General features: G+C 72.3%; 17 protein-coding genes. 7 read left to right on the top strand and 10 right to left on the bottom strand.

The features are described 5' to 3' along the window. Nucleotides 1-37: 37 nt before the first annotated feature. Nucleotides 38-1,480, top strand: a complete 1,443-nt coding sequence (locus ACYVJ3_RS10365; RefSeq protein ID WP_460852889.1) for a flavin-containing monooxygenase — start codon at nt 38-40, stop codon at nt 1,478-1,480. On the opposite strand, the gene nemA is transcribed toward ACYVJ3_RS10365, so the two are convergent. Further along, nucleotides 1,477-2,568: an N-ethylmaleimide reductase gene (nemA, locus tag ACYVJ3_RS10360; RefSeq protein ID WP_460852887.1), complete on the bottom strand. Its 1,092-nt coding sequence runs from the start codon at nt 2,566-2,568 to the stop codon at nt 1,477-1,479. The genes ACYVJ3_RS10365 and nemA overlap by 4 nt on opposite strands. Before the next feature lie 49 nt (nt 2,569-2,617). Next, on the bottom strand, nt 2,618-4,090 hold the full coding sequence (locus tag ACYVJ3_RS10355; protein WP_460852886.1) for a DEAD/DEAH box helicase: 1,473 nt from the start codon (nt 4,088-4,090) through the stop codon (nt 2,618-2,620). 190 nt (nt 4,091-4,280) lie between these two features. On the opposite strand from ACYVJ3_RS10355, the gene ACYVJ3_RS10350 reads away from it, so the two are divergent. Next, the gene (locus ACYVJ3_RS10350; RefSeq protein ID WP_460852885.1) at nt 4,281-5,000 is read left to right on the top strand and encodes a lysophospholipid acyltransferase family protein; all 720 of its coding nucleotides are present in this window, start codon (nt 4,281-4,283) and stop codon (nt 4,998-5,000) included. A 10-nt stretch (nt 5,001-5,010) separates the two neighbouring features. Here ACYVJ3_RS10350 and ACYVJ3_RS10345 read toward each other — a convergent pair whose 3' ends face one another. Next, nucleotides 5,011-5,649: a TetR/AcrR family transcriptional regulator gene (locus ACYVJ3_RS10345; RefSeq protein WP_460852884.1), complete on the bottom strand. Its 639-nt coding sequence runs from the start codon at nt 5,647-5,649 to the stop codon at nt 5,011-5,013. 107 nt (nt 5,650-5,756) lie between these two features. Between ACYVJ3_RS10345 and ACYVJ3_RS10340 the strand changes: the two genes are divergently transcribed. The 3 genes from ACYVJ3_RS10340 to ACYVJ3_RS10330 are packed head-to-tail and all read left to right on the top strand — an operon-like array spanning nt 5,757 to nt 7,904. Further along, nucleotides 5,757-6,569 carry an SDR family NAD(P)-dependent oxidoreductase gene (locus ACYVJ3_RS10340; protein ID WP_460852883.1) on the top strand — a complete coding sequence of 271 codons (813 nt, stop codon included), beginning with the start codon at nt 5,757-5,759 and terminating at the stop codon, nt 6,567-6,569. Between the two features lie 13 nt (nt 6,570-6,582). Then, entirely contained in the window at nt 6,583-7,638 is a 1,056-nt protein-coding gene (locus ACYVJ3_RS10335; protein WP_460852882.1) for an oxygenase MpaB family protein, read from the top strand. A 20-nt stretch (nt 7,639-7,658) separates the two neighbouring features. After that, nucleotides 7,659-7,904, top strand: coding sequence for a hypothetical protein (locus tag ACYVJ3_RS10330; RefSeq protein ID WP_460852881.1), 246 nt, complete (start codon nt 7,659-7,661; stop codon nt 7,902-7,904). A gap of 3 nt (nt 7,905-7,907) precedes the next feature. Here ACYVJ3_RS10330 and ACYVJ3_RS10325 read toward each other — a convergent pair whose 3' ends face one another. Genes ACYVJ3_RS10325 through ACYVJ3_RS10310 form a run of 4 tightly spaced genes read right to left on the bottom strand, consistent with a single transcriptional unit; the run spans nt 7,908 to nt 10,347 of the window. Further along, nucleotides 7,908-8,675 carry an alpha/beta fold hydrolase gene (locus ACYVJ3_RS10325; protein WP_460852880.1) on the bottom strand — a complete coding sequence of 256 codons (768 nt, stop codon included), beginning with the start codon at nt 8,673-8,675 and terminating at the stop codon, nt 7,908-7,910. Then, nucleotides 8,672-9,079: a CBS domain-containing protein gene (locus ACYVJ3_RS10320; RefSeq protein ID WP_460852879.1), complete on the bottom strand. Its 408-nt coding sequence runs from the start codon at nt 9,077-9,079 to the stop codon at nt 8,672-8,674. The genes ACYVJ3_RS10325 and ACYVJ3_RS10320 overlap by 4 nt, the downstream gene beginning before the upstream one ends. Further along, nucleotides 9,076-9,744: an enoyl-CoA hydratase/isomerase family protein gene (locus ACYVJ3_RS10315; protein WP_460852877.1), complete on the bottom strand. Its 669-nt coding sequence runs from the start codon at nt 9,742-9,744 to the stop codon at nt 9,076-9,078. Before ACYVJ3_RS10315 ends, ACYVJ3_RS10320 begins: the two co-directional genes overlap by 4 nt. A gap of 15 nt (nt 9,745-9,759) precedes the next feature. Then, nucleotides 9,760-10,347, bottom strand: a complete 588-nt coding sequence (locus ACYVJ3_RS10310; RefSeq protein ID WP_460852875.1) for a TetR/AcrR family transcriptional regulator — start codon at nt 10,345-10,347, stop codon at nt 9,760-9,762. Between the two features lie 141 nt (nt 10,348-10,488). Between ACYVJ3_RS10310 and ACYVJ3_RS10305 the strand changes: the two genes are divergently transcribed. Together ACYVJ3_RS10305 and ACYVJ3_RS10300 are read left to right on the top strand one after the other, a co-directional pair. Then, the gene (locus ACYVJ3_RS10305) at nt 10,489-12,003 is read left to right on the top strand and encodes an adenylate/guanylate cyclase domain-containing protein (RefSeq protein WP_460852874.1); all 1,515 of its coding nucleotides are present in this window, start codon (nt 10,489-10,491) and stop codon (nt 12,001-12,003) included. A gap of 4 nt (nt 12,004-12,007) precedes the next feature. Then, the gene (locus ACYVJ3_RS10300) at nt 12,008-13,114 is read left to right on the top strand and encodes an alcohol dehydrogenase catalytic domain-containing protein (protein ID WP_460852873.1); all 1,107 of its coding nucleotides are present in this window, start codon (nt 12,008-12,010) and stop codon (nt 13,112-13,114) included. A gap of 60 nt (nt 13,115-13,174) precedes the next feature. Here ACYVJ3_RS10300 and ACYVJ3_RS10295 read toward each other — a convergent pair whose 3' ends face one another. The 3 genes from ACYVJ3_RS10295 to ACYVJ3_RS10285 are packed head-to-tail and all read right to left on the bottom strand — an operon-like array spanning nt 13,175 to nt 17,798. After that, nucleotides 13,175-14,779 carry an AMP-binding protein gene (locus tag ACYVJ3_RS10295; RefSeq protein WP_460852872.1) on the bottom strand — a complete coding sequence of 535 codons (1,605 nt, stop codon included), beginning with the start codon at nt 14,777-14,779 and terminating at the stop codon, nt 13,175-13,177. Next, nucleotides 14,776-15,576 carry an alpha/beta fold hydrolase gene (locus ACYVJ3_RS10290; protein ID WP_460852871.1) on the bottom strand — a complete coding sequence of 267 codons (801 nt, stop codon included), beginning with the start codon at nt 15,574-15,576 and terminating at the stop codon, nt 14,776-14,778. Before ACYVJ3_RS10290 ends, ACYVJ3_RS10295 begins: the two co-directional genes overlap by 4 nt. Further along, nucleotides 15,576-17,798, bottom strand: a complete 2,223-nt coding sequence (locus tag ACYVJ3_RS10285) for an acyl-CoA dehydrogenase (protein ID WP_460852870.1) — start codon at nt 17,796-17,798, stop codon at nt 15,576-15,578. The genes ACYVJ3_RS10290 and ACYVJ3_RS10285 overlap by 1 nt, the downstream gene beginning before the upstream one ends. Nucleotides 17,799-17,805: the final 7 nt, after the last annotated feature.

Below are 17,805 nucleotides of genomic sequence, written 5' to 3'. Positions count from 1 at the left end.
TGGCCTTGATCTCGTGCCGACTGGCAGCATGGCGATCGTGGCCCCCAGCGTCGTGATCATCGGTTCCGGCTTCGGCGGCATCGCCGCCGCCATCGAGCTCAAGCGGCTCGGCATCGACGACGTCGTCGTGCTCGAGAAGGCCGCCGACGTCGGAGGTGTGTGGCGGGAGAACACCTATCCGGGCGCCGCGGTCGACGTGCCGTCGCCCTTCTACTCCTACTCCTTCGAGCCGAACCCTCGCTGGCCGCACCGCTACTCGCGCCAGCCCGCGATCCTCGACTACATCCACCACGTCGTCGACAAGTACGACGTACGCCGGCATGTCCGGTGCGAGGCCGAGGTCGTCGCGGCGACGTACGACGACGCCACCGGCCGGTGGAGCGTCGAGGTCGCCGGCGGCGAGCGGCTGGAGTGCGACGTCCTGGTCAGCGCGGTCGGGCAGCTGAGCCGCCCGGCCATCGCCGACATCCCGGGCCGCGACGAGTTCGCCGGGGAGCAGTTCCACTCCGCGCAGTGGCGTCACGACCTCGACCTGGCCGGCCGTCGCGTGGCGGTGATCGGCACCGGCGCCAGCGCGATCCAGTTCGTGCCGGAGCTGCAGCCGACCGTCGGGCGGATGACCATCTTCCAGCGCACACCCGCGCACCTCGCGCCGCGCTGGGACCGCTCGTTCTCCGGGCTGCACCACAAGGTCTTCGAGCATGCGCCGTTGACCCAGCTCGCCGAGCGCGGGTTCTGGTACGGCGTCTCGGAGTCCCTGTCGATCGCGCTGGTGCACTCGCCGACGCTGCAGAAGGGCTTCACCGCGATGGCGCGGCGCCACATGCGCAAGGCCGCGAAGGCCGAGCCGGGGCTGTTCGAGAAGATCTGGCCGGACTACCCGCTCGGCTGCAAGCGGGTCCTCTTCACCAACGACTACGTCCCGGCGCTGACGCAGCCGAACGTCGACCTGGTCACCGAGCCGATCTCGCGGATCACCCCGACCGGCGTGGAGACCGCCGGCGGCGTCGAGCACCCGGCGGACGTGATCATCTGGGGCACCGGGTTCCGCGCGAGCGACTTCCTCGACGAGATCGAGGTGACCGGCGTGGGCGGCGTACGCCTGCAGGACGTGTGGGCCGGCGGCGCGCACGCCTACTACGGCCTGACCGTGCCGGGGTTCCCGAGCTTCCTGATGATGTACGGCCCGAACACCAACACCGGCGGCGGGTCGATCATCTACTTCCTGGAGACCCAGGCCCGCTACCTCGGTGACTTCGTACGCTGCCTCGCCGAGGTCGGCCGCCCGCTCGACGTGCTTCCCGAGGTCGAGGCCGCCTTCGACCGGGAGGTGCAGGCGGAGCTCGGGGGATCGGTCTGGAGCCAGTGCGCGTCGTGGTACCGCAACGCGTCCGGCCGGATCACCACCAACTGGCCGCGGCTGGGCCGCGACTACCGCAAGCAGGCCGTGTTCGCCGCCGAGGACTACCGGGTGCTCTAGGCGCTCCACTCCGGGTAGTCGGTGTAGCCCGTGCCGCCCCCGCCGTAGAACGTGGAGAGGTCGGGCTCGTTGAGCGGCAGGTCCTCGGCGAGGCGGCGCGGCAGGTCGGGGTTGGCCAGGAACGGGCGGCCGAACGCGGCCGCGTCGATCAGGCCGGCGTCGAGCAGACGCTGGGCCTTCTCGGCGGTGTAGGCGCCGGCCGCGACGATCGGGCCGGGGTGTGCGATCCGCAGCTCGCGGCGGAACTCGTCGGTGAGCGCCGGACCGCCGGCCCAGTCGGGCTCGGAGAGGTGCAGGAACGCGACCCCCCTCTTGCCGATCTCGGCGGCGAGGTGCAGGCCCGTGGTGGCGCCGTCGGCGTCCTCGAGCCCGTTGAAGGAGCCGACGGGGGAGATGCGGATGCCGACGTGCTCGGCGTCCCACTCCTCGATGACGGCGTCGAGGACCTCGAGGGTCAGGCGCACCCGGTTCTCGAGGGAGCCGCCGTACTGGTCGGTGCGCTCGTTGCTGCTCGCGCTCTGGAACTGGTGCAGGAGGTAGCCGTGCGCCGCGTGGATCTCGACCAGGTCGAAGCCGGCCTCGCGGGCGTTGCGCGTCGCTCGGCGGTAGTCCTCGACGACGTCCGCGATCTCGTCGGTGGTGAGGGCGCGGGGCGTCGGGCAGTCGACGCGGGTCGGCGTACCGTCCTCGCCGCGGACCGTCGTGCGGTTGCGGTAGGGGAGAGCGGAGGCGCTGACCGGCAGGTCGCCGTCGTGGAAGCTCTCGTGCGAGACGCGGCCGACGTGCCACAGCTGCGCGGCGATGCGGCCGCCCACCTCGTGGACGCCGCCGGTGACGACCCGCCAGCCCGCGACCTGCTCGGGGGAGTGGATGCCCGGGGTGTCCATGTAGCCCTTGCCCTGCGGCGAGATCTGGGTCCCCTCGGAGACGATCAGGCCGGCCCCGGCGCGCTGGCGGTAGTAGTCGGCCATCAGCGCGTTGGGCACGTCGCCGGGGCTGGTCGCCCGCATCCGGGTCAGCGGCGCCATCAGGACGCGGTTGCGGAGCGCGGTCGCGCCGAGGGTCAGGGGATCGAAGAGCGTAGGCACGGGGGCGTCAACCCCCGGCCGGCTCCCGATGTTCCCGTCGGTGCTCCGGTCAGCGGGAGCGGCGGCCGCCACCGCTGAACGACGCGGCGCTGTGGCTGCTGCTGCCCTGGCCGGACGTGCCGGCCGTGCCGCCCGACGTACGCCGGCGGTTGCGGCTCTGGCCGCCACCCTGCTTGGCGCCGATGGCGGACTGGGTCGCCGGCTTGCCACCGGACTTGGGCCGGCCGCCGCCCGGCTGGCTGGCCTGGCCGGACTGCTTGCGGCGCGGCTGGCCGCTGCGCGCGCCGGCCTTCGGCGTACCGCCGTGGTTGGGGTCGACCGGCGGCAGGTAGGCGCCGAGCTTGACCCGCTCGCCCGGGGCGATGTCCTCGAGGATCGGGTGCGCGGTGTCGCGGACCGTGGTGATCTTGGGGGTGATGCCGGCAGCCTTGGTCAGGGTGCGTACGTCGCCCTTCTGGGCGCTGGTCATCAGCGTGACGACGACACCCTCGTTGCCCGCGCGGGCGGTACGGCCCGAGCGGTGCAGGTAGGCCTTGTGCTCGGCCGGCGGGTCGGCGTGGACGACCAGCGTCACGTTGTCGACGTGGATGCCGCGCGCGGCGATGTCGGTGGCGACCAGGACGGTCGCGCGACCCTCGTGGAAGGCGTCCATGTTGCGCGTGCGGGCGTTCTGGCTGAGGTTGCCGTGCAGGTCGACGGCCGGGATGCCGTTGCTGTTGAGCTGGCGGGCCAGGCCCTTCGCGCCGTGCTTGGTGCGGGTGAAGACGACCGTGCGGCCCGGCGCGCTGACCAGGTCGGAGAGCACCGGCAGGCGCTGCTCGCGCTCGACGTGCAGCACGTGGTGGGTCATCGTCGCGACCGGGGACTGGGCCGAGTCGGCCTCGTGGGTCACGGGGTTGGTCAGGAACTGCTTGGTGAGCGCGTCGACGGCCTTGTCCAGCGTGGCCGAGAAGAACAGGCGCTGGCCGCTCTTCGGGGTCTTGGCCAGGATCCGGCGTACGACGGGCAGGAAGCCCAGGTCGGCCATGTGGTCGGCCTCGTCGAGGATGGTGATCTCGACGGCGCTCAGGTCGCAGTGGCCCTGGCCCATCAGGTCCTCGAGGCGACCGGGGCAGGCGATGACGATGTCGACGCCCTTGCGCAGCGCGTGGACCTGCGGGTTCTGGCCGACACCGCCGAAGACGGTGCGGACGGAGAGGCGGTGGGCCTTCGCGAGCGGTGTCAGGGACTCCTCGATCTGGCCGACGAGCTCACGCGTCGGCGCCATGATCAGCGCGCGGGGCATGGTGGAGCGGGCGTGCGGGCCGCCGGAGAGGCGGGTGACCAGCGGCAGCAGGAACGCGAAGGTCTTGCCGGAGCCGGTGCGGCCGCGGCCGAGCACGTCGCGACCCGCGAGGGAGTCGGGAAGGGTGGCGGCCTGGATGGGCGTCGGCTCGGTGATGCCGAGGCCCGCGAGGACCTCGGTCAGGTCGTCCGGGAGGCCCAGGGCAGGGAAGGTCAGGGCAGAGGTCTGGGTAGACACAGGGAAGTACGTCGCTATCTGGTTGTCGTCCCACCTGCGATCGCATGATCCGCCAGGTTGGCGGGCGACCCCGTTCGGAGCACAGGTTCTGCTCGACGTACGGGCAACTCGCGGTGGGATCTCGACGAGTCGACTTCGCACAGGCTATCGCCCTAGCGGTGAGCGGGGTGAATCCGCGAGGATCGCGGCCATGTGGATGACGAATGCCGAGGCACACCGCATCGCTCGCGAGGAGGGGGTGAGTGGCCCGTTCTACTTCATCGTCAAGAACCTGGTCGGGCTCACCTTCCGCCTGCTCTGCGGCTTCACCGTGCGGGGTAAGGAGAACGTCCCGAAGAAGGGCCCGATCGTGATCGTGCCCAACCACAAGAGCTTCTGGGACCCGTTCTTCGTCGCGCTCGTGCTGCGCCGGCCGGTCCACTTCATGGGCAAGGCGGAGTACGCCGAGGGCCGCTTCGCCAAGGCCTTCCTGGCGCTCGGCTACTTCCCGGTGCGCCGCGGCGAGTCCGACGCGGAGGCGCTGGAGACGGCCCGGGCGATCCTGGCGCGCGGCGATGCGCTGGCGCTGTTCCCTGAGGGCACCCGGGTCCGTGGCGACGCGCTCGGCGCCCCCAAGCGTGGCGCGGCACGCCTGGCCATCGAGGCCGGCGCGCCGCTCGTGCCGGCGACCATCACCGGCACCGAGAAGCGGCGCTGGCCGCTGCCGCGCAAGGTCACGCTGACCTTCGGCGAGGCCGTGTCGGTCGCGGACCTCGAGGCGACCCCGGAGGACGCCGCCGAGGCGATCGGGCGCGCCTGGCCGCAGGTCTCGGAGGAGTACACCAGCTGGCAGAACCGGCCTGGCGTGATCGCGGCCGGCGCGGCGGCGATGGGTGTCGGCTGGCTGGTCCGGCGCCGCCTCCGGAAGTAGCGCCGGTCCGTCAGCGGCGTCGCCGGGGTGCGATGCCCCGCACGATGTCCTGGAACAGCTCGGCCAGGGTCTCGTCGTCGACAGCGTCCGGCTCGACCAGCATCGCGCGACCGAAGTGCTCGGCGGCGGCGATGATCGCGTGGCCGGCCATGTCCAGCTTCTGGCGCGAGCGCGCGTCGAGCGTGGCGCCGCCGGCGATCGCGTGGACGAGTCCCTTGCGCACCTGCTCGCGCCCGGCGTCGTACCGCGTGCGCACGACCTCGGGCGACTGCGGTCCGGTGAACAGGATCGGCGCCCAGGTCGTCGGGTTGTCGCGCACGGCGCGGGCCCACGCGCGGGTCACGTCGGCGGTGAGGTGCGGGGAGTCCGCGCCGTCCTGGGGGAGTGCGGCGAGCAGCTGTGCCAGCGCGTCGCCCTGGGTGCGGTCGAGCAGCTCGCCGAGGAGCAGCGGCAGGTTGGCGTACGCGCCGTACACGACCGGCTTGGTCACGCCCGCCTCGGCGGCGATCGCCTCGACGGTCAGGCCGGTGTAGCCGTCGCGCGCGATGAGGCGCAGCGCGGCGTCGAGGAGCTGGGTACGTCGCTCCTCGATCGGCACCCGGGGCGCGTAGGCGCGCCGCTTGCGGGGTGCCGTGGCCGCCTTGGTCATGGCGGCGAGGTTAACCGAAGCCATTTCCGGGCCTCCTCTTGACGCGATTGCTACGGGCAGGTAGAAAATTACTACGCAACCGTAGGAATTGATAGAGAAGGAATCCGATGACGATCCCGAAGCCCCGCACCGGAGAGGTCGCGCTGGTCACCGGCGCCTCGACCGGACTCGGCGTCGAGCTGGCCGACCGCCTGGCCGCCCGCGGCCACGACCTGGTCATCACCGCCCGGCGCGAGGACCTCCTCGGCGAGGTCGCGCAGCGGTTGGAGAGGGACCACGGGGTCCGGGTGATCGCCGTCGGCGCCGACCTGGCCGACGCCGCGAGCAGAGCGCGCCTGCTGGCCGCTGTCGCCGGCTGGGGCCTGGAGGTCTCGGTGCTGGTGAACAACGCCGGCTTCGCGACGGGCGGCCACTTCAGCGGCACCGACCGCGGCCGCGAGGTCGAGCAGGTCCGGGTGCTCGTCGAGGCCGTCGTCGACCTGACCTCGGCGGTGCTGCCGTCGATGGTCGAGCGCGGCCGGGGCGCGGTCCTCAACGTGGCCTCGACCGCCGGCATGCAGGCCCTGCCCTACTCCACGGGCTACTCGGCGGCCAAGGCCCACACGATCACCTTCAGCAGTGCGCTGCGCGCCGAGGTCGCCCCGCGTGGGGTCACCGTGACCGCGCTGTGCCCCGGCCCGATCCGCACCGACTTCTGGAAGGTCGCGGGCGAGCAGCCGATCAAGCAGGCGATGCCGCGGGCCTTGTGGGTCGAGGTCGGCGCCGTCGCCGATGCCGGCATCCGCGGGCTCGAGCGCGGCAGGCGCGTGGTCGTGCCCGGTGCCGCCGTACGACTGATGGCCCTCGGCAACGGCGTGACGCCGGCCCTCATCAAGACCCCGGTGCTGCGGCGCGCGATGCGTCCGCGTGCCACCGCCTGAGAAGGGACCACTCATGGGACTCAAGCGCAGCGACGCCCGGCCGGCCGCCGACTACGGCTTCTTCGGCCCGGACTCGGTGACCTGGAAGGTCTGGAGCTATCCGACCTCGCTCACCGTCGGCTTCATCCGCGCGGTCGTCGTCGAGGAGCTCGACCCCGACCTGGTGGCGGCGGTCGACAAGACGCGGGACATCTACAAGCGCCCGCGGACCCGCTACGACCGCACGTTGCGCTACTTCTCGATGGTCGCGTTCGGCGGCTCGGAGGAGACCGCCCGGGCCGCCGACGTCCTGGTCAAGATCCACTCCAAGGCGATCGGCACGGAGCCGTACGCCGGTGGGACCTACGACGCCAATGCACCGCACTCGCAGCTCTGGATCCACCTCACTGCCTGGCACTCGATCCTCTACTCCTACGAGCGCTACGGCCCCGGCCGCCTCAGCGCAGCCGAGGAGGAGCAGTACTGGGCCGAGTGCGCGGTCGCCGCGGAGCTGCAGACCTGCGACCCGGCCGACGTGCCGCGCACCCGCGAGGGCGTCGCGGCGTACTTCGAGCAGATGCGACCGCAGCTCTCGGCCTCGCCCATCGCCATCGAGGCGATGCGGCACCTGCTCAACGGTGGACAGCTCGTCACGCCGCTCCCGCGCTGGATGCTCCCCGTCTCGTGGGCGATGAACAAGGTGCTGCGTGCGGGCGTGATCGGCACGATGCCGCGGTGGATGCGGGAGATGGCGGGCATCCGCCAGCCGGCGTACGTCGACGCGGCGGTCCGGCCGGTGCTGTGGACGGCGTTCCGGCTCTCACGCCTGAGCGTCGTCGCCCAGCTGTTCTTCCTCGCCGGGATCTCCAAGGGCACGGTGCCGATCGTCGCGCCGGTGCTGCACGGGGTGGCCCCGCTGAGCCCGGAGGTCCTGACCCCCGGGCAGGCCCGCGAGCGCTACGGCCTCGACGCGCCCGCCGAGGCGCACCTCGCGTGGCGGGCCAAGCAGCACGAGCGGGTGTTCGGCGCGGGCCGCGCACCGAGCGACGAAGGCCTGCTCGAGTCCCAGAAGATCCTCGGTTCGTTGTGAGCACTCGAAAGGAGACGGTCATGTCCATGCAGACCAACACGGAGGACCCGCACACCATGTCGTCCCAACGCGATCGGAGGGAGCCGTCGACGCGCGAGCTCGCCGTCGTGGTCCTGGTGGTCGTCGGCTTCGTGGCGTACGCCGCGATCGGCATCTCCTACGCGGCCGCGCACGTGCTCGACCGCGCCGGCATCACCGGCTTCAACGGACTGGTGGCCTGGGGCAGCCAGGTCCTGGGCTGGCCGCTGATGATGGTGATGAAGTAGCGCTCAGGCCTCGAGGACGGTCCGCGCGCACAGCTCCGGGTCGTCGTTGAACGGCAGGTGCCCGCAGCCGGGCAGGTCGACGTGGTTGGCCTCCGGCAGCGCGGCACGTGCCCGCCGGCTCTGCGTGCGATGGGTCAGCAGCACGTCGCGGGTGCCCCAGGCGATCGTCACCGGCGCCTGCACCGGGCCGGTGAACGCGTAGCCGGTGAAGCTGGCCCGCGCCTCCGCGAACGCGGTCGCACCCTTGACCCCGGCGAGGTCGCCGCGCAGGACCTCGGCAGGGAGTCGACCCGGTCGGCCGTACAGGCCGCCGGCCAGGGCGCTGCGGAGCGGGGCGATCTCGGTCGCCCGGTCGAGCGGAGCGCCGCCGACCTTCGCCAGACCGCGGATCGTGGTGACGAACCCCTGGGCCCAGAGCGTGCCGCTGCGGCCCCAGAAGCCGATGGGGGAGAACGCCGTCGCGCGCGCGGCGGTGCCGGCCTTCGCCATCTCCAGCGCGACTCCTCCGCCCATCGAGTTGCCGACGACGTGCGGCCGGTCGACGCCGATGGTCGGGAGCCATCCGGCCAGCCACTCGGCGTACCCCTGCGCGCCGGGCACGACGCCGGCGACCATCGGGCTCGCGCCGAAGCCGGGCAGGTCGACCGCGATGACGTCGTGCTGCTCGGCGAGCAGGTCCAGGACCGGCTCGAACACCTGCCAGCGGCTGCCGATGCCGTGGACCAGGACGATGGGTGAACCGCGACCGCGGCGGTCGTAGGAGATGGTCATGATCGCTCCCTGTCGGCGCGCCAGGCGGCGACGCCCTCGTCGGTGCAGAAGCCCTGGCGGGTCTTCTTCAGGCACAGCAGGCCCAGCAGGTGCAGGTCCTCGTCGACGACCGCGGCGCGTCGGAGGCCGGTCGCGGCCATCGACGCCCGGAGGTCCTCGACCGGTCGGTCGGCGGTGACGGTCCGGCCCTCGAGCGTGCCGAGGCGTGCGGCCGGCGAGGTCGGGTCGACCTCGGCCAGCAGGTCGTCGCGGGTCAGCGTCGTCACCAGGACGTCGTCCTCGACCAGCAGCAGCAGGTGTGTCTTGGTGCGGGCGTCGAACGTGGCCCGCGCCGCGGCGACGCTCAGGTCGGCAGGATGCACCGTGGGGTGGTGCAGCATCGCCTCGCCGACGGTGGTCGTCACTGGCCCGCGGAGGTCAGGGCGCGGACGGCGTCGGCGTACATCGTGGACTTGATGGTGTGCAGCGTGGCGGGGTCCTTGCCCTGCAGGTGCGCGACCTTCGCGACCGCGGCGTCGAGCAGGTCGTCCTCGCCGGCGACGCCGTCGGCGATGCCGGCAGCGAGGGCGTCGGCGCCGCCGAAGCGGGCGCCCGTCGTCATCGCGTCGACGGCCGTGCGGGGACTCAGCTTGGCCTGGCACAGCGCCGACATGCCGGCGGTGAACGGCATCTTGATGTCGACCTCGGGCAGGCAGAAGAAGCCACGGTCCTCGCGCTGCACACGCCAGTCGAAGCACAGCGCGAGCAGGGCGCCCGCGCCGAACGCGTGCCCGTTCAGCGCCGCCACCGTCGGTACCCCGAGGGTGAGGAAGCGTGCGAAGAGGGCCTCCGCGCGTCCGGCGTACGCCGGGAGGCCGTCGGGGTTGGCCATCACCCACGCGACGTCCAGGCCGTTGGAGAAGAACTTCCCCGTCGCGTGCGCGACGAGTGGGGCCGGTGCCGCCTCGACGGCGTCGAGCGCCGTGCCGACGTCGACGATCCACTGCTCGGTGAAGCGGTTCTCGGGGTTGGTCTCGTCGGCGGTCAGGTCGAGGAGGTGTACGCCGTCACGCGTGCTCAGCTGGGGCATCCGGATTCCCTTCGTTCACAAGATCCTCCCGAGAACTCGCTCGCAGCGCACGGCCATCTCGCCGGGTGTGCGGTCGGGGTGGCGCAGCCACCAGTTCACCACGGCGGTCACCGTTCCCATCCAGACTGCCGTGAGGAGGTCACGGTCGTCGTCCTCGAGCTCGGCGAAGTCGCTCAGCGCGGCGATGCCCCGGGCGGCCTGGTCGGCGATCAGGCGCCGCTGGGCCCGGCCGGCCCTCGCGCCGTCGCCGGTGGTCGGGACGGTGCGGTCGTTGAGCACGTTCCAGTCCTGCTGGCGGCCCTCCAGCCCGGTGAAGATCGCGGTCAGCGTCGCCAGCGCCATCTCGCCCGGCGGCGAGGGACGGTTGATGACCTCCTCGATCCGCGGCGCGAGGGTGTCGCCGGCACGTTGCACGCACGCGGCGTACAGGCCGTCCTTGGAGCCGAAGTAGCTCAGCACCAGCGCCTTGCTGACGTCGGCGCGCGCCGCGATCGCTCCCAGCGAGGCACCGGCGAAGCCCTTCGCTCCGAGCTCCTCGCGCGCCGCGTCGAGCAACAGCGACTCGCGCTGGTCGCGCGGGAGCTTCGCGGGGGAGACGGTCACTGGCTGAGGGTACTCAGCAGTGGCCTCTGGCACTGGTTGCTGAGGGCGCGCTCCGGCCCGGTCAGCGGATTCACCGACGATCAGGAAGGTCGTCGAGGTGTCCTGCGGCTCGGGACGCGGGTTGATGGAAGGATCCGCGCCATGGCGAAGATGTCGGACAGTGCGATCGGTCGGGTGCTCCGCCTCGTCATCGCCACCGTGGTCGTGGGTGTCAACGTGATCGGCACCGCCGTCGTGCTCGTGCTGACGCTGGTCGTCATCCCGTTGCCCAGGGACCACGAGGTGCCGTGGTGGGCGCACGTCGCCGCGGCCGCGGCGTACCTGCTCGTCGCCGTGCCGATCGGCCTGTTCGTCGGGCTGCGGCGCCACCGCAAGCTGATGGCGTGGCTCAGGAGCGGCGCGCCGGCCGACGCCCGCACGCGCCGCTACGTCCTGGGCCTGCCGCTGCGCCTGTTCTGGTTGCAGGTGCTGCTCTGGGCAGGCGGTGCCACGGCGTTCGCGATCTTCGAGGCCGTGCGGAACGTCGAGCGCGGGTTGTGGGTGTTCGTCATCGTCTTCCTGACCGGCGCTGTCACCGCCGCCTCGGCCTACCTGTTCACCGAGCGCCTGGCCCGCCCGCTGGCACGTCGCGCGCTGGCCGGCATCCCGCCGGCGGAGCTGCGCAAGGGCCAGGGCGTCGCCGTACGCAGCCTGGCCGCGTGGGCGCTGGGCAGCGGCATCCCGCTCATCGGCGCGGTCGTGCTCGGCGTACGCACCCTGGCGCCGTCCGAGGTGACGCTGCACCAGCTCGCGATCGCCGTCGTCGTGCTTGCCGGCACCGGTCTGGTCATCGGCCTGCAGACGGTCTTCCTGGCGGCGCGGGCGACCGCGGACCCGGTCGTCGGGGTCGCTCGCGCGATGGTCGCGGTCGGCGCCGGCCGGTTCGACACCCGCGTCCCCGTCTACGACGGCACCGAGATCGGCCGGCTCCAGGCGGGCTTCAACGAGATGGTGGCCGGACTCGCCGAACGCGAGCAGATCCGCGAGGCGTTCGGCACGTACGTCGATCCGGCGGTGGCCGAGCACATCCTGCGCGAGGGCACCAACCTCGCCGGCGAGGAGATCGAGGTGTCGGTGATGTTCATCGACATCCGCAACTTCACCGGATTCGCCGAGCGGACCGCGGCCGCCGAGGTCGTGGCCACCATCAACCGGCTCTTCGAGCGCGCGGTCCCGCTGATCCGCGACAACGGCGGTCACGTCGACAAGTTCGTCGGCGACGGCCTGCTGGCCGTGTTCGGCGCGCCGCGTCGTACGCCGGACCACGCCGACCGTGCGGTGCGGGCGGCGCTCCAGATCGCGGCCGCGACCGAGGACGAGTTCGGGAGCGACCTCTCGGTCGGGATCGGCGTGAACACCGGCGTCGTCGTGGCCGGGAACGTCGGTGGGGCCGGGCGCTTCGAGTTCTCGGTGATCGGCGACCCGGTCAACGTGGCCGCCCGGATCGAGTCCGCGACGCGGCAGACGGGCGACACCGTGCTGATCTCGGCGCGCACCCGCGAGCTGATGACGCCGGCCACGCTCTCGGAGGTCGACCTGGTCGAGCGGGCCGGCATCGCGCTCAAGGGCAAGTCGGAGGCGGCTGCCCTCTTCGGCGTGCGGGGCGCGGCACACTGAACCCATGAAGATCCGTGGTGCCGTCCTGGAGACCATCGGCCTGGCCCGGCCGTACGCCGACACGCTGCCGTTGAAGGTCGTCGAGCTCGACCTCGCGCCCCCGCGCGCGGGCGAGGTGCTGGTCCGGATCGAGGCCGCCGGCCTGTGCCACTCCGACTTGTCCGTCGTCGACGGCAACCGGGTCCGCCCGACGCCGATGCTGCTCGGGCACGAGGCCGCCGGCGTCGTCGAGCAGGTCGGGGACGGCGTCACCGACCTCCCGGTCGGTACCCGCGTCGTGATGACGTTCCTGCCGCGCTGCGGCCACTGCGACCCGTGCGGGCTGGACGGGCTGGCCCCGTGCGGCCCGGGCAGCGCCGCGAACGGCGCGGGAGAGCTGCTCGGCGGTGGTGGTCGCCTGACCGGCCCCGGCGGTCCGGTCCTGCACCACCTCGGCGTCTCGGCCTTCGCCACGCACGCCGTGGTCGACCGGCGCTCCGTGGTGGCGGTCGACGCCGGCGTACCTCCCGAGATCGCGACCGTTCTCGGCTGCGCCGTGCTGACCGGGGGAGGCGCGGTCCTCAACGCCGGCCGTCCGGTCGCGGGCGACACCGTCGCGGTCGTCGGTCTGGGCGGCGTCGGCATGGCCGCGTTGCTGACCGCGCTGGCCCTGGACGGCGTGGAGGCCGTCGCCGTCGACTTCAACGCCGAGAAGCTCGCCACCGCGATCCGGCTCGGCGCGACCCATGCGCTGACTCCGGCGGAGGTCGCCGACAGCGGCCTCAAGGCCCGGGTGGTGATCGAGGCGGCCGGGCACCCCGCCGCCCTGGAGACGGCCATCGCGCTGACCGCGCCCGGCGGTCGGACCGTCACGGTCGGCCTGCCGGCGCCCGACGCCCGGCTGGAGATCTCACCGCTCGCGCTGGTGGCCGAGGGGCGCACCCTCATCGGGAGCTACCTCGGCTCGGCCGTGCCCGAGCGCGACATCCCGCGGTTCGTGGAGATGTGGCGCGCCGGGCGACTTCCGCTCGAGGAGCTGGTGTCCTCGCGGATCACCCTCGACGACATCAACGTCGCGCTGGACGAGCTCGCCGACGGACGGGCGCTGCGCCAGCTCATCCGGTTCGACTGACCGCGCTGTCGAGCCGGACGTCGAGCTGGCCGGACGTCCCGGTGGTGGTGCCCGGAACCCTCAGGCGGGCGCGCTCCAGGTCACCAGCTCGCGCTTGAGCACCTTGCCGGTGGGGTTGCGCGGAAGCTCGGGCAGGAAGATCACGTCGCGCGGGACCTTGTAGCGGGCGAGGTGCTCCCTGACGTGCTCGCGGACCTCGTCGGCGGACAGCGAGGCGCCGTCGTTCAGCACCACGAACGCGCGCAGGCGGCTGCCGAACTGCTCGTCGTCGACGCCGAGGACACAGACCTCGCGGACCGCGTCGTGGGAGATCAGCAGCTCCTCGACCTCCAGCGGGAAGACGTTCTCACCGCCGGAGACGATCATGTCGTCGTCGCGTCCGTCGATGTAGAGCAGGTCGCCCTCGAAGTGGCCGACGTCGCCGGTGGCGAGCATGCCGTCGACGATCTGCTTGTGGCCGCCGCCGGTGTAGCCCTCGAACGGCGTGACCGTGCCGACGAAGACGCGCCCGCGCTCGCCGTGGGCGACCGGCTGGTCCTTGTCGTCGAGCAGCGCGACCCGGGCGGCCAGCATCGGCGTACCGACGGACGTGGGGTGGGAGCGCACGACGTCGGGGTTGGCCATGGTGGCCAGGGAGACCTCGGTCGAGCCGTAGAGGTTGTAGATGACGTCGCCGAAGCGGTCCTGGAACTCCTTCGACACCGCCGCGGGCAGGGCCGATCCGCTGCAGAACGCCGCGACCAGCGAGGAGGTGTCGTAGCGCTCGGTGACCTCGCGCGGGAGCGCGATCACGCGCTGCAGGAGGACGGGCACGACGCAGGCGCCGGTCGCCTGGTGCTTCTCGATGTCGGCCAGGAAGCCCTCGGGGTCGAACGAGCGGCGCAGCACGACCTTGGAGCCGAGGCCGAAGGTCAGCATGGTCATGATCAGGCCCGTGCCGTGGAAGAGCGGCGGACCGATGACCGTCGCGCCGCGCGAGCGCAGAGGCATCCGGTCGAGCAGTGCCCCGGGCAGCGTGTAGCCCTTGGGCTCCGTGCGGGGAGCGCCCTTCGGCGTACCGGTGGTGCCGCTGGTGAGCAGGACGATGCGGCCCGGCTTCGCCGGTGCGGGAGGTACGTCGGCCGGGGCCGTGGCCGCGAGCCGGGTCAGGTCGTCCTCGGGCTGGGTGATGTCGGTCCAGAGGACGGGAAGCTCCAGGCCCTCCGCGGCTGCGCCGAGGTCGACGTCGCACACGAGCAGGTCGATGCCCTCGCGCTCGATCACCTCGCGCGCCTGGTTGGCGGAGAAGGCGGTGTTCAGCCACACCGTGTTGAGTCCGGCGCGGGAGGCCGCGAACGCCGCGACCAGCGGGCCACGGTGGTTGCGGCAGAGCATGCCCACGGTCTGTCCCGGTCGGTACGTCGACCGGAGGGCGTTCGCCAGCCGGCAGACCTGCTCCTCGAGGTCGGCGTAGGTGATCTCGCCGCGCTCGTCGGCGATGGCCGGGTAGGGGCCGTGGTGCGCCGCCGCGGCCCGGACGGCACCGCCGAACGGGCCGTACTTCTGCATCGAGAGGACGACGCGCGGGAACGTGTGCGGCGCGGTCAGCGGGAGCACGCCGGCGCGGCCCATGGCTGCCAGCGATCGCGCCTCGAGGGACGCGCGGTGGAGGAACTTCTGGATCACGAGGCATCAGCCTGCTCGCCGGCGCTGCTCCCGTCCAGCAGGACACGCGCGACGAGACGCGGATCATCGGCCATCGGGACGTGCCCGCACCCGGCGAGGCGGACGTGCGTCGCCCGTGGGAGCCGCTTCTCGGCGAGGCGTGCCTGATAGGGAAGCAGGATCAGGTCGCGGGCGCCCCAGGCGATGGTGACCGGGATGTCGTCGGGGATCGGCCGGTCGAACACCTCGGCTGCCGGGAAGATCTGCTTCATGGCAGGGATGGCGCGACGCATGCCGTCCAGGTCGCCGAGGAACTCGTCGGCCGGGATGCGCTCGGGGTGGGCCGAGACGACGGCGCCCATCACGCGGCGGCCGGCGTCGTACCGGGCGATGCGCGGCGCGATCGGCGCGAGCAGCTGCGCGCTGGCGGTCAGCCAGGTGAACAGGCCACGGATGTAGGCGAAGTCGTAGCTGCCGTGCCAGAAGGCGGCGGGCGAGAGCGTCGTGGCGCTGCGCACCAGGTTGTCGGCGGCCGCCTCGAGCGCGATCCGCCCGCCGAGGGAGTTGCCCGCGATGTGGGGGCGATCGAGCCCGAGCGCGTCCATCGCCTCGGTCAGGTCCTCGCGGAGGGTTGCCTGCACGTCGCCGTTGCGTACGACGAGGTCGGGCGACTCGCCGTGCCCGGGCAGGTCGAACAGCACGACCGTGCGGTGCGCGGTCAGGTGGTCGAGCAACGGGTACCACGCCTGGCGGCGGTGGGTGAGCCCGTGGACCAGGACCAGCGGCTCGCCGGAGCCGTGGACCTCGTGGGCGAGCATCAGGCCCCCTTCGGTTCGGCATCGCGCGGCAGCCCGAGCATCCGCTCACCGATCAGGTTGAGCTGCACCTCGGTGGTGCCGCCGTAGATCGTGGTCGCGCGACCGCCGAGCAGCTGCTCGAGGGCGTGGTCGGTCCGGGCGCCCGGGACCGAGAAGGCGCCGGCGACGTCGAGCTCCGCGGTGATGAACTCGGCGATCTTCTGGCTGATGCTCATCGCGAGCAGCTTGTTGACGCTGGCGGTCGTGCCGCTGTCGGCACCGAGCAGCTGCTTGAGCACGATCCGGTTGCTCATCACGTCGATCGCCTGTGACTCCGCGAGCAGCTCGCCTACCTGGAAGCGCGCCACCGTGGAGAGCTCCTGGCCCTTCGCGAAGCGGAGCAGGTCGCCGTCGTTGGCGTACGCCGCCATCTTCCCCGACAGCGCGACCCGCTCGCTGGCGAGTGCCGTACGGGTGACCTTCCAGCCGTCGTTGACCTCGCCGACGACGTACTTGTCCTCGATGAAGACGTCGTCGAAGAAGACCTCGTTGAAGAGCGCCGAGCCGGTCATCTCCTTGAGGGGGCGTACGTCGACACCCTCCTTGCTCATGTCGAGCAGGAAGTAGGTGATGCCCTGGTGCTTGGGGGCCGTCGGGTCGGTGCGTGCGATGAGGATGCCCCAGTCGGAGAACTGCGCCATCGAGGTCCAGATCTTCTGGCCGTTGATCCTCCAGCCGCCCTCGACCTTGGTCGCCTTCGTCTGCAGCGACGCGAGGTCGGAGCCCGAGCCCGGCTCGGAGAACAGCTGGCACCACATCACGTCACCGCGCAGCGTCGGGAGGCCGAACTCCTCCTTGAGCTCCTCGGAGCCGTAGCCGACGATCGAGGCGAGCGCCCAGATGCCCATCAGCAGGCTCGGGACGTCGATGCCGGTCGCCTTGAGCTCCTGGGCGATGACTATCTGCTCCAGGGGGCCGGCGGCGCGGCCGTAGGGCTTCGGGAAGTAGGGCAGCACCCAGCCGCCGTCGCCGAGTGCGGCGAGCCGCTCGTCCTCGTCCTGGATCGTCTTGATCTCGTCGAGGGCGGCACGGACCTCCGCCCGGATGGCCTCGGCCTCGGGCGGGAGCTCGATGTCGAGGGTACGCACGTGCCCGGCGAGGGCCGAGGCGGCGACCCGCAGCGCGCGGGCCTCACGGGTGCCCAGCGCGGCACGGAGCGCGAGCGCCCGTCGGTAGTACAGGTGGGCGTCGTGCTCCCAGGTGAAGCCGATGCCGCCGTGGGCCTGGATGCAGTCCTGCGCGACCTTCACGGCGAGATCCGGTACGACGACGGCGGCGACGTCACCGGCGTAGTCGGCGGTGTCGTCACCCTTGTCGATCGCGGTCGCGGCGTCCCAGACGGCGGCACGCGACTGCTCGAGGGCGATGCCCATCCACGCGCACTTGTGCTTGATGCCCTGGAACTGGCCGATCGGGCGGCCGAACTGGACGCGGATCTTGGCGTACTCCGACGCGGCCGCGACGCACCAGGCGATGACGCCCGTCGCCTCGGCACCCAGGACGACCGCCGAGATCGAACGGGCCCGCTCGGCGGTGAGGCCGTCCAGGACGCGGTCGGCCGGGACCACCAGGTCGGCGGCCGTCACCCGCGCCGCTCCGCGGAGCACGTCGGCGCTGTCCTGTGTTGTCACGGTGAGCTCGTCTGCCTGGGCGACCACCCAGCGGACCGCGCCGTCGAGGCTGACCGGCAGGACGAACAGGTCGGCGACGTCACCCGCGGCGATGCCGTCCCAGGTGCCGCTGACCGTCAGGCCGGAGCCGTCGGCCGAGGCGGTCGGCAGGACGGCCGCCTCGGGCGCGACGGCCGCGATGGACGTACCGTCGACGAGCCCGGCGAGGTACGACGTCACCGTGCCGCCGGCCGCCTGGATGAGCGCGGAGGCGTGCACGGTCGGGGTGAAGGCTCCCGGGATCGCGTGGCGACCCAGCGCCTCGAGGGCGACCGCGAGGGTGGTCAGGCCGCCGCCCGACCCGCCGAGCTCCTCGGAGATGTGCAGCCCGAGGAGCTCGTAGTCGACCAGCGCCTTCCAGAACGGTGGGAACTTCTCCGTCGCCTTGGCGTCGACGATCGAGCGGATCGCGTCGGTGGACAGGACGCTCTCGGCGAGGTCGGCGACCGCGTTGGCGAGGTCGATGTGCTCCTCGGTGATGCCGAGACCGAGCTCGTAGGGCTGGCGTGCCATGGCGTGA

Source organism: Nocardioides montaniterrae (genome assembly GCF_054782655.1).
Note: the sequence above shows the minus strand (reverse complement) of the source record. Positions and strands in the feature narration are given on the sequence as shown.

Bases quoted from the DNA above. Each gene is read 5' to 3' on its own strand.
- ACYVJ3_RS10335 (WP_460852882.1), top strand. From the start codon at position 6,583: ATGGGACTCAAGCGCAGCGACGCCCGGCCGGCCGCCGACTACGGCTTC.
- ACYVJ3_RS10315 (WP_460852877.1), bottom strand. From the start codon at position 9,744: ATGCCCCAGCTGAGCACGCGTGACGGCGTACACCTCCTCGACCTGACC.
- ACYVJ3_RS10305 (WP_460852874.1), top strand. From the start codon at position 10,489: ATGGCGAAGATGTCGGACAGTGCGATCGGTCGGGTGCTCCGCCTCGTC.
- ACYVJ3_RS10300 (WP_460852873.1), top strand. From the start codon at position 12,008: ATGAAGATCCGTGGTGCCGTCCTGGAGACCATCGGCCTGGCCCGGCCG.
- ACYVJ3_RS10330 (WP_460852881.1), top strand. From the start codon at position 7,659: ATGTCCATGCAGACCAACACGGAGGACCCGCACACCATGTCGTCCCAA.
- ACYVJ3_RS10325 (WP_460852880.1), bottom strand. From the start codon at position 8,675: ATGACCATCTCCTACGACCGCCGCGGTCGCGGTTCACCCATCGTCCTG.
- ACYVJ3_RS10285 (WP_460852870.1), bottom strand. From the start codon at position 17,798: ATGGCACGCCAGCCCTACGAGCTCGGTCTCGGCATCACCGAGGAGCAC.
- ACYVJ3_RS10350 (WP_460852885.1), top strand. From the start codon at position 4,281: ATGTGGATGACGAATGCCGAGGCACACCGCATCGCTCGCGAGGAGGGG.
- ACYVJ3_RS10290 (WP_460852871.1), bottom strand. From the start codon at position 15,576: ATGCTCGCCCACGAGGTCCACGGCTCCGGCGAGCCGCTGGTCCTGGTC.
- ACYVJ3_RS10340 (WP_460852883.1), top strand. From the start codon at position 5,757: ATGACGATCCCGAAGCCCCGCACCGGAGAGGTCGCGCTGGTCACCGGC.
- ACYVJ3_RS10345 (WP_460852884.1), bottom strand. From the start codon at position 5,649: ATGACCAAGGCGGCCACGGCACCCCGCAAGCGGCGCGCCTACGCGCCC.